Here is a 13721-nt window from a genome sequence, read left to right as displayed (position 1 = left end):
ATCAGTCAACATCTTCATTGACTGTCACACCGCATTCGCGAGCAAGCTCGCTCCCACAGGGGATCCATGTGACATCAGGAGTTGGCGATCAAACTCTGTCGACAATCCAGCACCAGCTGCGCACCGCCCAGCTCACTGCTGCCCACCTCAAGATTGAAGCCATGCAGGCTGACAATCGCCGCGACAATCGACAGACCCAGACCAAAGCCGCTCTGCGGTTGTCCACCCTCGGCCCGATAGAAACGCTGGAACACCGCCTCACGCTCGGCTTCGGGGATACCCGGTCCGGAATCGTGGACTTCGATCCGCGTATGCCCACCGTCATTCACACCACGCAAAATCACCGTACCGCCTGCCGGGGTGAACTTGATCGAGTTGCTCAACAGATTCGCCAGCGCCTCGAACAGCAACGCCCGGTCGCCATTGAGCGGCGGCAGGGTTTCCGGCATGTTCAGTACGAACAGCAGTTCGCCTTCCTCGGCCAGTGGCAGATAAAACTCATGCAGTTCTTCCAGCAGTTGCACCGGATCGAGCTCGACAAAACCTGAGCGGCGCTGACGATCTTCCAGCTCGGAAATCCGCAGCAACCCGCGAAACCGCGCCATCAGCGTATCGGCCTCGGCCAGCACCAGATCCAGTTGCGCCGCTTCCTGCGAACCCTCACCGGCCTGCTGTTGCATGCGATACAACTGCGCACGCAAGCGTGTCAGCGGGGTGCGCAGGTCGTGAGCGATGTTGTCGCACACGCCTTTGACTTCATGCATCAGCCGCTCGATGCGATCGAGCATGGCGTTGACGATGGCGGCGAGCATGTCCAGTTCATCGCGGCGGTTGGACAGCGGCAAACGGTGGGTCAGGTCGCCGGCGACAATCGCCTGCGCGCTGTCTTGAATCGCGCGGATGCGGCGCATCGGTCGGCGGCGCAGCAAATGCCAACCGGCAATCCCCGGCAGGATGGTCAGCGATACACCCCAGAACAATGCATGCAGAATGATCCGCGTCACCGCGAACAGCGAGCCGTTGTCGCGCAACAACACCAGCCAGCGACCGTCGCGAGTCTGGGTTGCCACCGCGTCGCAGCTGTCGGCGGGCAGGGTCGGGTCGTCAGAGTCGGCGCAGTCATCCAGGGTGTGGATCTTGCCATCCAGCGGCAAGCCTTCGGGCAGTTGCTGCAAGGCACCGCCGAGGTAAACACCCTGGGCGTCGAACAGGCCATAGGCGTCGATGCCGCGGATATCGAAGGTCATGCTGGCGGCGAGTGCTTCTTCCAGCTGCTCACCGCGAAAGTGCGAAAACAGATGCTGACGTTGCATCAGCGAATGCTTGGCGAGGTTATCGAGATAGCTGGAGACCTCGAAATACATGACCCCCATGAGGATCGCGCTCCAGGCCACGAACAGCGAACTGTACAGCGCCAGCAGTCGACTGCTGGAGGAGCGCCAGCCGTCAGACGGGTTCGGCAATGACATAACCCGAGCCCCGTACCGTGCGAATCAGCGGAACATTGCCCGCCGCGTCGATCTTCTTGCGCAGACGACCGATGTGTACGTCGATCAGGTTGGTGCCCGGGTCGAAGTGATAGCCCCAGACTTCTTCGAAAATCATCATCCGCGACAGGATCTGCCCGCTGTTGCGCATGAGGAATTCCAGCAACTTGTATTCGGTCGGCAGCAGCGTCAGCACCTGCCCGGCGCGGCGTGCTTCGTGGCTGATCAAATCCAGTTCGAGGTCGGCGACCTGCAACGTGGTGGCCTGAGTGGCAACGCTGTTCTGCCGGCGCAGCAGCACTTCCACACGTGCGGCCATCTCGTCGGTGGCGAACGGTTTGGTCAGGTAATCATCGCCGCCGGCGCGCAAGCCGCGCACGCGCTCATCGACATCGGAGAGGGCGCTGATCATCAGAATCGGCGTGGCCACGCCCATGGTGCGCAGAGTGGTGACGATGGCCAGGCCATCGAGTTCCGGCAGCATGCGGTCGAGGGTGATCAGGTCGTAGTTGCCGCTGACGGCGCGGTCCAGGCCCTCGCGGCCATTGTCGACCCAATCCACTTGCAGGCCGTGGCTGCTGAGTTCGGCGACGATTTCACGGGCAGTCACGGCGTCGTCTTCGATGGTCAAAATACGAGTCATAGAGCAAGCCTTGATCGATTCAAACGGAATGGCAGCATTTTGCCAAGTATTTTGCGTCGCGCTTTAAATTAACTTTCATGTATAGCCTGTCACAAACGTCAATTCGGGGCGCTTCGCGGCGTTGGCGTCAATGCATAAAACCCGCTGCTTTCCGTCCATTGTTGCAAATTGCAATGAATGTAGAAGTTCAGTCTTTTTAAATCATTGAAATTGAAGGATTTATTTCGGGCTCTCGACTGGCACGGTCGCTGCAATTCATCTCGTGACGAGTTGTAACACCATTTTTCATGCCTGGAGCACTACAACAATGAATAGATCCTCTGATGGGTTTTATCCTGCCTTCGAAGGAGAGTCGAGCAACGTGTCAGGCGTGTCCTGGGGCGCGATTTTCGCGGGCGCAGCGGCGGCCGCAGCACTGTCGATGATTTTGGTGCTGCTTGGCTTCGGTTTGGGATTCTCTGCCGTTTCACCTTGGGCCGGGGAGGGCATCAGCGCCAAAGGTCTGGGGATTTCGACGATTGTCTGGCTGGCGGCGACGCAAATCATCGCCTCCGGTCTGGGTGGCTACATCGCCGGTCGGCTGCGGGTGAAATGGGCCAACATGCACGGTGATGAAGTGTACTTCCGTGATACTGCCCATGGTTTCCTTGCCTGGTGCGTGGCTACTCTGGTCACCGCAGTGCTTGTGGTCGGCTCGGTCAGCAGTGTGATCAGTGGCGGTGTGCAGGCCGGTGCCAGTGTTGCCGGTGGCGCAGCAGCTGCCGCGACTCAGGCGGCCGGTACTGCCGCAGCCAACACCAACAGCGATCAGTACGGTTACTTTGTCGACAGCCTGTTCCGTGATGACCGCCCAGCGTCCGTCAGCGATGACGCCGCTCACGGTGCGGTGACCCGGATCTTCGCCCAGAGCCTGGCCAACGGCCAACTCAGCCCTGAAGACCGTACCTACCTCGCACAACTGGTTGCACAACGGACCAACCTGAGTCAGGCCGACGCCGAGAAACGCGTCGATGAAGTTTATGCCCGCACTCAGAAAGCCATCGCTGACGCCAAAGTCAAAGCCCAACAGGCTGCCGATACCGCTGCCAAAGTCGCTGCCTGGACCTCGCTGTGGATGTTCATTGCACTGTTGGCCGGTGCGTTCTTCGCCAGTCTCGCCGCCACTTACGGCGGTCGTCGTCGGGATGCGGTGGAGTACGTCGAAGTCGAGACATACACCGCCACCACCACACTGCCTCCAGTTCGTTAAACAAGGAGAATCACCATGCGCTCTCTACTTCTGTTCTTCCTCGGTGTGCCGATCCCGATCATCATCCTGATCGCCCTGTTCGTACACTGATCCAAATGCTCTATTGAGGCCCATGCCTCGGCCGCTTTCACTTCACGGTGAAAGCGGCTTTTTCATATCTGGTCTGGCCCTTCTTCATGTAGGAGCTGCCGAAGGCTGCGATCTTTTGATCTTGATTTTAAAAAACAACATCAAAAGATCGCAGCCTTCGGCAGCTCCAACAGGTGTTCGTGTGAGGGGATGATGATTTGTCGATCTGGATCAATATTCACCCTCGCGATATCACCTAACTTAAAAGATCCAGGCCCTTGTCGCGGTATCGACTACAGTGCTCCGGTGCGCAATTTGCTGCGCTCATGGAGTAGCCCGGCAGACCCCCATCAAATAATCAGAGCGGGTCGCCAGGCAGAGCGCAGCAAGGAGCTGACGTAAACCCCACCCGAACCTTTTCACGGATGAACATCGTAATGCACTGCCTAGAACGCACCTTCGATATCCAGCCCCTGACCCAGGCGGATATGACTGTACACATCAACGGCCAAGCGATCACCGCGGCCATCGGCGAAACCGTCCTCAGCGTTATTCAGTCCCTCGGCGTGCGCCAGGTCGCACGCAACGATCACAACCAGATCAGCGGTGCCTACTGCGGCATGGGCGTGTGCCAGTGCTGCCTGGTGAAAATCAACGGCCGCCACAAGCGCCGCGCCTGCCAGACCGTGGTGCGCGACGGCATGCAGATTGAAACCCAGGTCAACCGCATCAACGAGCAGGAGGTTGTATGAGCCTGCAACCGGTGATCGTCGGCGGTGGTCCGGCGGGGATGGCGGCTGCCATCGAACTGGCGCGCCACGGTGTGCGCTGCACCTTGCTCGAAGAAGCCTCGCGCCTCGGCGGCGTGGTCTATCGCGGGCCGTTGCGCGATGGCGTGCAACTGGATTATCTCGGGCCGCGCTATTCCGAAGCCCTGAGCAAACTGCACGGTGATTTTCAGGCGCAATCCGGGCTGATCGACGTGCGCCTCAATCACCGCGTGGTCGGCGCCGAAGGCACCCGCGCGCTGGTGGTGCTCGACGGCGACGAGCAATTGCACGAGATCGAATATCCGCAATTGCTGCTGGCCGCCGGCTGCCACGAACGCAGCGTGCCGTTTCCCGGCTGGACCCTGCCGGGGGTGATCATGCTCGGCGGCCTGCAACTGCAAATCAAAAGTGGCGTGGTCAAGCCGCAAGGGCCGGTGATCATCGCCGGCACCGGGCCGCTGCTGCCGCTGGTGGCCACGCAGCTGCACGCGTCCGGCGTCAAGGTCGCGGGCGTGTACGAAGCCTGCGCGTTCGGCAAGATCGCCCGCGAAAGCCTGGCGTTGCTGAACAAACCGCAACTGTTTCTCGACGGCCTGAGCATGCTCGCTTACCTGAAACTGCACGGTATCCCGATGAACTACGGCTGGGGCGTGGTCGAAGCGCACGGCGAAGGTGAACTGAAAAGCGTCACTGTCGCGCCGTACTCGGCCATTTGGGAGCCTGATCTGACGCGGATCGAGCGCTTCGAAGCGCAGACCCTGGCGGTCGGTTACGGCTTCATCCCGCGCACCCAACTCAGTCAGCAGATGGGCCTCGATCACGGTTTCAGCGACGACGGCTACCTACGCGCCAATTCGAACAACTGGCAGCAAAGCAACGAGCCGCACGTGCATCTGGCCGGTGACATGGGCGGGATTCGCGGTGGTGAAGCGGCGATGCTCGCCGGCAAGATCGCCGCCACCTCGATCCTCCTTCAACGCGGGGTGATCGAAGAAGAGCTGGCGCGGGTTCGCCGCGACCGTTACCTGGGCAAACTCAAATCCATCGTGCGCTTCCGCGCGGCTGTTGATCGCTACACCGAACGCGGTGTCGGCCAGACCGCTTTGCCGGCCGCCGACACCGTGATCTGCCGCTGTGAACACGCCACCCGCGCGGACATCGATCTGGCGCTGGAGCAGGGCGTGCAAGACATCGCCAGCCTGAAAATGCGCACCCGCGTCAGCATGGGCGATTGTCAGGGGCGGATGTGTGTAGGCTACTGCAGCGACCGTCTGCGTCAGGCCACCGGGCGCAAGGACGTCGGCTGGCTGCGCCCGCGTTTCCCGATCGATCCGATTCCTTTTTCCGCGTTCCAGTCCGTCGGCACGGAGGCCGCATCCCATGAGTAAGTTCTATGACGTGATCATTGCCGGCGGCGGCGTGATCGGGGCGTCCTGCGCCTATCAATTGTCCAAGCGACAGGGCCTCAAAGTGGCGGTGATCGACGCCAAGCGCCCGGGCAACGCGACCCGCGCTTCGGCCGGAGGCTTGTGGGCCATCGGCGAGTCGGTGGGGCTGGGCTGCGGGGTGATTTTCTTCCGCATGATGTCGGCCAACCGCAAGCGCGAAACCCAGGGCGCGGCGGTCGCGGTGGACGCCAGCACGCCGCACATCCTGCCGGAGTCGTTTTTCGATTTCGCCTTGCAGTCCAACGCGTTGTACCCGGCGTTGCACCGCGAGTTGAAGGACAGGCACGGGATGGATTTCAAGTTCGAAAAGACCGGACTGAAGTTCGTCATCTATGACGACGAAGACCGGCTCTACGCCGAGCACATCGTCAGTTGCATTCCGCATCTGGCCGATCAGGTGCGCTGGCTCGATCAGGCCGCGCTGCGCCAGGCCGAGCCGAGCGTCAGCCACGAGGCGCGCGGCGCGCTGGAGTTTCTCTGCGATCACCAGGTCAGCCCGTTCCGTCTCGCCGATGCCTACATGGAAGGCGCGCGGCAGAATGGCGTCGATATCTTCGTCAACACCAACGTCACCGGTGTGTTGCACCACGGCAGCCGCGTGACTGGTGTGCAGACGGCCGAGGAGGGCGTGTTCCACTGCAAGACGCTGATCAATGCTGCTGGTGCATGGGCGGCGGATTTGAGCGAGTGGGCCACCGGTGTGCGGATTCCGGTGAAACCGGTCAAGGGCCAGATTCTGCTGACCGAGCGCATGCCGAAGATCCTCAACGGCTGCCTGACCACCAGCGACTGCTATGTGGCGCAGAAGGATAACGGCGAGATCCTGATCGGCAGCACTACCGAAGACAAAGGCTTCGACGTCACCACCACCTATCCGGAAATCGCCGGGCTGGTGCAGGGCGCGGTGCGTTGCCTGCCGGAACTCAAGGACGTCAACCTCAAGCGCACCTGGGCCGGGTTGCGTCCGGGCTCGCCGGATGAACTGCCGATCCTCGGGCCGATGCGTGGGGTGGAGGGTTACCTGAATGCCTGCGGACACTTCCGCACCGGTATTCTGACCTCAGCGATCACCGGCGTGCTGCTGGACAAACTGGTCAACCAGGAGGCGCTGCCGCTGGATATCACACCGTTCCTGGCGGATCGGTTTGAGGTGGCGCCGGTCAAGCAAGAGCTTGAGTTAGAGCTGGCCTGACCCAATCCACAATCCCTGTAGGAGCTGCCGCAGGCTGCGATCTTTTGATTTTGCTTTTTAAGATCAAAAGATCGCAGCCTGCGGCAGCTCCTACAGAGGTCGAGTTTGCCGAGCAATTGTGTAGGAGTTGTGCTGAATTCAGGCCTTGCGCGCTTCTTCTTCCAGTTGATCAGACTCAAACAACCGCGCCAGTTCCGCCCGGGCTTCCTGGGCGGTTTGCAGGACTTTGGCCGCGTCGTCGTAGATCGCGTGCTGGGCTTCCAGCACCTGTTCGTCGTGGTGCTTGAAGCGCTTGATCCGCGCATCGGCCTGGGCCTGGGTCAGACCGAGGCCGACCAGCGTGCGGCGGCTCATTTCCAGGCTGGAGTAATAGGTCTCGCGAATCGCTTCGGCACCGACATCGACCAAGCGGTGCACGTGCTGACGGTTACGTGCGCGGGCGATGATCTTCATGTGCGGATACAGCTTGCGCACGATCTCCGCGGTCTTGATGTTGGTATCCGGATCATCCGTGGCAATTACGAAATACTCGGCCTCGCCGACCTTTGCCGCATTGAGGATTTCCGGGCGCATCGGGTCGCCATAGAACACTGGCACGCCGCCAAAACTGCGCGACAGTTCGATGGTTTCCACCGACGTGTCCAGCGCCACGAACTTGATGTTCTGCGCCCGTAGAATCCGCGCCACGATCTGGCCCATCCGGCCCATGCCGGCAATCACCACGCGCGGCGCCTCGGTGTCGATCTCGCGGAATTTCTCCGGCACCTCCACCGGCTGCACTTTCGGGCTGACCAGCCGTGCGCAGATCAACAACAGCAGCGGCGTCAACGCCATCGACAGGGTGATGGTCAGCACCAGCAAGTCATACAGGCGCGGTTCGAACAGGCCCTGATCACGCCCGATCTTGAACACCACAAAGGCAAACTCACCGCCGGCCGCGAGCACGATACCCAGGCGAATCGCACTGACTTTGGTCAGCCCACCGGCCAGACGCCCGACCACAAACAGCAGCGGCAACTTCAAGCCAATCAGCAGCAGCGTCAGACCCAGCACGGTGATCGGCGCACTCAGCAGCAGACTCAGGTTGGCGCCCATGCCAACGCTGATGAAAAACAACCCGAGCAGCAAGCCCTTGAACGGCTCGATCTGCGCTTCCAGTTCATGGCGATATTCCGAATCCGCCAGCAGCAGGCCAGCGAGGAAAGCCCCGAGGGCCATCGACACGCCGACCAGATCCATCAGCCACGCCGTGCCGATCACCACCAGCAATGCGGTGGCGGTGGAGACCTCCGGCAGACCGGTTTTCGCCACCACGCGAAACACCGGCCGCAGCAAATACCGCCCGCCGACCACTACCACGGCGATCCCGCCAAGTACCTGCAGACCGTGGTTCAGGCTTTCCGCGTTACTGCTGGCGTGGGCGCTGCCGGCGAGCATCGGCACCAGCGCGATCAACGGGATCGCGGCGATGTCCTGAAACAGCAGAATCGCGAACGCCAGCCGCCCGTGCGGGCTGGTCAGTTCCTTGCGCTCGGCCAGGCTTTGCAGGCCGAATGCGGTGGACGACAGCGCCAGACCAAGGCCGAGCACAATCGCACTGTTCAGTGGCTGACCGAACACGTACAACGCCAGCACACCGATCACCGCCGCCGTCAGCAGCACCTGCGCCAGACCCACGCCGAACACCGATTTGCGCATCACCCACAGGCGGCGTGGCGACAGCTCAAGGCCGATGATGAACAGCAGCAACACCACGCCCAACTCGGAAATATGCGCGACGCTCTGCGGATTGCCGATCAGACCGAGCACCGACGGGCCGATGATCACCCCCGCCAACAGATAATCGAGCACCGCGCCCAGTTGCAGGCGTTTGGCCAAGGGCACAGTGAGCACGGCTGCGAAGAGAAACACGACAGCGGCTTGTAACAGATTGCCTTCATGGGGCATGGGTTGACTCCTGACAGCGGTACGGCGGGGGTGACAAGGATAAAGGCTGACTTCCAGTCACACCACAGCTGCTGTCGGGCAGCGATTCATCGATCCATATCTTTATAGGGGCATGAACGACTTGGCATCGGTGAGCATCAGGCACCTTGAAAGTTGTTGCACGGGCAAAGGTGCTTTTCCTGTTATCCGTTTATGTAAAGTAATACTTTGGTCTTAGAGTGCGCGGGCGTGATATTGCCGAGCCATTGCGTGACTGACCGATAATTGCTGGCGATGGACGAAGTTTTGCATTGCAATGGATTGAAGAGTGATCGTGTGTTAATCCAAGAGTTGGACAGCCGATTCGATAATGTAAAGCGTGTCATGGACAATGCACTGTGATGATTGCGTGAACCAGATAGTTCATGGTTTGCGATTTGCCATTAAATGTTTGTTACAACGATTGACAAGGGGGCGCTCCGAACCTACTATTTTTTGCCCGAGATGCTGACCGTTTTATAACGGCTGTAATAAAGCGACCAGGACGGTCGTGTGAAGTTTTCATAAGGAATGAAACTTTGTATCTGGATTCCATTGGATCGGAACCGCTTCGATTTCGGCTCGATCAGCTCGTCCCCGGCATTTGCCCGGGAGCAGCTCAGGATCGTGCAGCGGCTGAAATCGCGACGTCATTGTCACGTCGTCAAAATCATGACAATCATTCGATAGAACCCCGGGAATTCGTGGGTTCAGCCGAGAACATCTCCTTTTCAAAAAGCCGAAAAGCCCCTGTGCACTCGCTTGATTTCCGAGCCGCAGGTGACGCATTCGGCCGTGCTGGTCTGTGCGTTGAAAGTAAGGTTTTCACAAGGATTTGAGACTTTTTACTTGTATTTGATGGGGCAGTAACTCAAGCCAATCATTTTGTGGTGAACAACTGTTTGCGTGTTTTCCGCAACTATCGCCTGTGCAAAATGGCGAGGCTGAGTTGTGCTCGCATTGGTGAATATACAAGTATGTTTAAAGTAAAGTTTTCATAAGGAATTGAATATTAGTACCGGGTTCTGCGCTGGCTGTTAAGAAAGATTGAAATAACTCGATGTGTTCCCGAGATGTCGCGGAACCGTGCGAGTGCGTCTTTCTGCGCGTCTGATCAGGTATTCATATCGCCCGAATCACCGTCGTGTTGCGGTCGAAAGTTTTGATGCAACCTCTGCTGTAGTGCGCAAATAAGCACATTCAATGTGAAGTTTTCATAAGGATTTGAAACTGTGTACTTGGATTCCATTGATTCAGAACGTCAACGCCTGCAACCCGACAAACTCGCCGCTGATGAGGCGCAAACCACCTTGTCGCGGATCGAAAACCATGACAGCCGCTCGATGTACTGCCGGGAACACGCGCAGCCCAATGAGCGCATTTTTCTCAGCGGCCAGCAGGCCCTGGTGAGATTGCTGCTGTCCCAGGCTGCCCTTGATCGATCCAACGGCATTCGCACCGCGGGATTCGTCAGCGGTTATCGCGGCTCGCCGCTGGGGGGCGTGGACCGGGAGCTGGTCAAGGCCAAGAGTGTTCTGGAAAACGCCAACATCCGCTTTTTGCCGGCGATCAACGAGGATCTGGCGGCAACGGCCCTGATCGGCACCCAGCGCGTCGAAACCGATCCGCAGCGTCTGTATGACGGCGTGTTTGGCATGTGGTACGGCAAGGGGCCGGGCGTCGATCGTTCCGGCGACGCGATCAAACATGGCACTTCCTATGGCTCGTCGCCCAACGGCGGGGTATTGGTGGTTACCGGCGACGATCACGGTTGCGTGTCCTCGTCGATGTCCCACCAATCCGATCGCACGCTGATGGCCTGGGGCTTGCCGGTGATTCACCCGGCGGGACTGGCAGACTACGAACGCTGCGGCCTGTGGGGCTGGGCGCTGTCACGCGTCTCCGGTTTGTGGGTGGGTTTCAAGGCGATCACCGAGACGGTCGAGGCAACGACTTCGGTTGAGTCCTCGCCGCTGCCCGAATTCGTCACCCCCGAGATCAATCCGGGCCCGGACGGTCTGCACTGGCGCTGGCCGGATCTGCCGGGTATGCAGATCGAACGCCGCACCGCTTTCAAGTTCGATGCCGCCCGGGCCTTTGCCCTGGCCAACCCGATCGACACGGCGGTTACCGCGCCGGCACAACCGACACTGGTCATCGCCGCGGTCGGCAAGGCCTATGGCGATGTACGCCAGGCCTTGCAGCAATGCGGCATTGCCCTCGAACAGCTGGAAAATGCCGGCGTCGCATTGCTCAAGATCAACCTGGTTTATCCGCTGTCGCCGGTGCTGGACGCCTGGACCCAGCGGGCTGGCAAGGTGCTGATCATCGAAGAGAAGCAGGCAATCGTCGAAGAGCAGCTCAAGCAGAAGTATTACAACGCTGCCCACGACCAGCGTGCGGTGATCATCGGCAAGACCGACGAAAACGGCGCAGCGCTGATTTCCGATCACGAAGAGCTGCGCCCGTCGCGCATCGCCGCGCTGCTGCAGCAGCGCCTGCCTGCTCTGGGTCTCGAACCGAGCCTTCCGGATTTCTGGCTTACGCCCTGCGTTTCGCGGGTCGACGACTGGATCCGCCGCACGCCTTATCTGTGTTCGGGGTGCCCGCACAACACCTCGACCCAGGTGCCCAAGGGCAGTGAAGCGCGGCTCGGTATCGGCTGCCATGCCATGGCCGCACGCATGCCCGAACGCTCGACCACCGGCAGCGTGCAGATGGGCGGGGAAGGGGTCGACTGGCTGGGGCAGGCACCGTTTGTGCAGACCCCGCACATCTTTCAGAACATTGGCGACGGCACCTTTTTCCACTCCGGATTCCTCGCGGTACGGCAGGCTATCGCGGCCGGCGCAACCATCACCTACAAACTGCTCTACAACGACGCGGTGGCCATGACCGGCGGCCAGCCTATCGACGGCAAGCTGACGGTGAAAAAAGCCGTCGAGCTGCTCAAGGCCGAAGGCGCCCAGCGAATCGTGGTGGTGGCGGACGACCTGCAACGCTATCAGGCGCATGACAGCCTGCCTCAGGGCATCGAAGTGTTTCACCGGGAAAAGCTCGAAGAAGTGCAGCAGCAGTTGCGCGACACCCGTGGCGTCAGCGTGCTGATTTTCGATCAGGTCTGCGCGGTCGAAGGGCGTCGACGCAAGAAGCAGTTGCCGGCGCCGTTGCTAAAAACCGAGGTGGTGATCAATGAAGCGGTCTGTGAAGGCTGTGGCGATTGCCAGGTCAAATCCAACTGCCTGTCTGTGATCCCGGTACAAACACCGTTCGGCGCCAAACGCCGCATCGATCCGCACTCGTGCAATACCGATCTGTCGTGCATCAAGGGTTTCTGCCCAAGCTTCGTGACGGTGACCGGCAAGCCGCGGCAACGTCCGCGCAAACTGGCCGACAGCGCCGAAGTGCTGGCGCGGGCCGGAGCGCTGGCGCTGCCGCAGGCACCGCGGTCGCTCGACAGGCCGTACGAAATGCTTTTGGCCGGTGTCGGCGGTACCGGCGTCGTGACCGTGGCGCGGGCCATTGCCATGGCGGCCCACCTCGACGGCCGCGCGGTCAGCGTGCTCGATTTTACCGGGTTCGCGCAGAAGGGCGGTGCGGTGTTGAGCCATGTGCGTCTGGCCGGTCATGCCGATGCGCTGCACCAGCATCGCATCGATATCGGCGGCGCCGACCTGCTGCTCGCGGCCGATCTGGTGGTGGCCAGCGAAGACGATGCACTGGCAACGCTGCGGCGGAAAAAAACCGTGGTCATCGCCAACAGTGCGCTGACCCAGACCGGCGCGATGTTGCGTAACACGCAACTGAGTATTGAAACCGACGCGATACAAGCGTTTTTGAAAGAGAAGGTCGGCGCCGAGCAGTTCCACAGCCTGGACGCCGGGCAGTTGGCGAACTCGCTGGTCAGCCCGATGCAGGCCAACATGTTGTTGCTCGGTTACGCCTGGCAGAAGGGCACGGTACCGGTGTCGCTGCCGGCACTGCAGAAGGCCATCGATCTGGCCGGCAGCGCCGCTGTCAACCATCTGGCTTTCGCCTGGGGACGGTTGTGGGCGCAGGACCCGGCGTTTGCCGCGCCTTATCTCGATCAGCCAGTGGATGCCGTGTCGACGATTGCGATCCGCGACATCAGCGACATGTGCGGCCGCCGCGAAAGCCTTGAGCAACTGATCGACAACCGCAGCGAGTTCCTGACGGCCTATCAGAACGCAGCGTATGCGGCGCGTTATCGCAACGTCATCGAGCAACTGCGGGCGCTGCCGGCGGCCGGTGATGAGAGTGCCTTGACCGAAGCAGTGGCACGCAACTTGTTCAAGCTGATGGCCTACAAGGACGAGTACGAAGTTGCGCGGCTGCTCACCACCCGCAGTTTCACCGACTCGCTCAAAGCCCGGTTCGACGGTGGCATTCGTCTGAAATTCCACTTTGCCTTGCCGCTGCTGCGCAAGAAGCAGGACAGCACTGGCGAGCCGAAAAAGGTCGCTTTCTCCGGCTGGATTCTGCCGCTGCTGAAGGTGCTGGCCAAGGGCCGAGTGTTGCGTCACACCCGGTTCGATCCGCTGGGCTTTTCCGCCGAGCGCCGCGAAGAACGCCGCTTGCTGAGTGACTACGAGCAAACCCTGCAACGCCTGTTACCGAAACTGAACTCGGACAACCTGTCGGCGTTCGTCGCATGGGCGAACCTGCCGGATTCGATTCGCGGCTACGGCCACGTCAAGGAGCGTTCGATCGCGGCGGTACGCCTGCGCGAGCAACAACTCGTTGAGCAGATTCTGGCGGACAAACCGGTCATTCACGGTGTCGAGTCGTGGCAGCCATCCACCGTCATCGCCAGGCAACTGGGCGCAGAAGAGGAACGCGACGTGATGGAAGCCTCCTGACGGAGGCTGGCGCCAGCC

At 60.5% G+C, this 13721-nt stretch carries 8 protein-coding genes; 5 read left to right on the top strand and 3 right to left on the bottom strand.

The annotated features are described in order from the left end of the window. Window positions 1–74 precede the first annotated feature (74 nt). Window positions 75–1469, bottom strand: a complete 1395-nt coding sequence (locus tag JN524_RS22815) for a sensor histidine kinase (protein ID WP_202370796.1) — start codon at window positions 1467–1469, stop codon at window positions 75–77. Continuing rightward, window positions 1447–2130, bottom strand: a complete 684-nt coding sequence (locus tag JN524_RS22810; protein WP_027613239.1) for a response regulator transcription factor — start codon at window positions 2128–2130, stop codon at window positions 1447–1449. Before JN524_RS22810 ends, JN524_RS22815 begins: the two co-directional genes overlap by 23 nt. Window positions 2131–2437: 307 nt before the next feature. On the opposite strand from JN524_RS22810, the gene JN524_RS22805 reads away from it, so the two are divergent. From JN524_RS22805 to hcnC, 4 genes are all read left to right on the top strand, one after another. Continuing rightward, a complete protein-coding gene (locus JN524_RS22805; RefSeq protein WP_202370795.1) occupies window positions 2438–3379 on the top strand; it encodes a hypothetical protein in 942 nt (313 codons plus the stop codon). Window positions 3380–3885: 506 nt separating this feature from the next. Beyond that, on the top strand, window positions 3886–4200 hold the full coding sequence (locus JN524_RS22800) for a (2Fe-2S)-binding protein (RefSeq protein WP_202370794.1): 315 nt from the start codon (window positions 3886–3888) through the stop codon (window positions 4198–4200). Then, entirely contained in the window at window positions 4197–5606 is a 1410-nt protein-coding gene (gene hcnB / locus JN524_RS22795; RefSeq protein ID WP_202370793.1) for a cyanide-forming glycine dehydrogenase subunit HcnB, read from the top strand. Before JN524_RS22800 ends, hcnB begins: the two co-directional genes overlap by 4 nt. Then, window positions 5599–6858, top strand: coding sequence for a cyanide-forming glycine dehydrogenase subunit HcnC (hcnC, locus tag JN524_RS22790; protein WP_202370792.1), 1260 nt, complete (start codon window positions 5599–5601; stop codon window positions 6856–6858). The genes hcnB and hcnC overlap by 8 nt, the downstream gene beginning before the upstream one ends. Window positions 6859–6996: 138 nt before the next feature. On the opposite strand, the gene JN524_RS22785 is transcribed toward hcnC, so the two are convergent. Next, a complete protein-coding gene (locus tag JN524_RS22785; RefSeq protein ID WP_202370791.1) occupies window positions 6997–8805 on the bottom strand; it encodes a monovalent cation:proton antiporter-2 (CPA2) family protein in 1809 nt (602 codons plus the stop codon). Window positions 8806–10055: 1250 nt separating this feature from the next. Here JN524_RS22785 and JN524_RS22780 point away from each other — a divergent pair. After that, window positions 10056–13703 (top strand): indolepyruvate ferredoxin oxidoreductase family protein, encoded by a 3648-nt coding sequence (locus JN524_RS22780; RefSeq protein ID WP_202370790.1) that lies wholly within the window; start codon window positions 10056–10058, stop codon window positions 13701–13703. The last annotated feature ends 18 nt before the right edge of the window (window positions 13704–13721 follow it).

The sequence above is a fragment of the Pseudomonas sp. MWU318 genome (assembly GCF_016756945.1).
Classification (GTDB): Bacteria; Pseudomonadota; Gammaproteobacteria; order Pseudomonadales; family Pseudomonadaceae; genus Aquipseudomonas; species Aquipseudomonas putida_A.
Note: the sequence above shows the minus strand (reverse complement) of the source record. Positions and strands in the feature narration are given on the sequence as shown.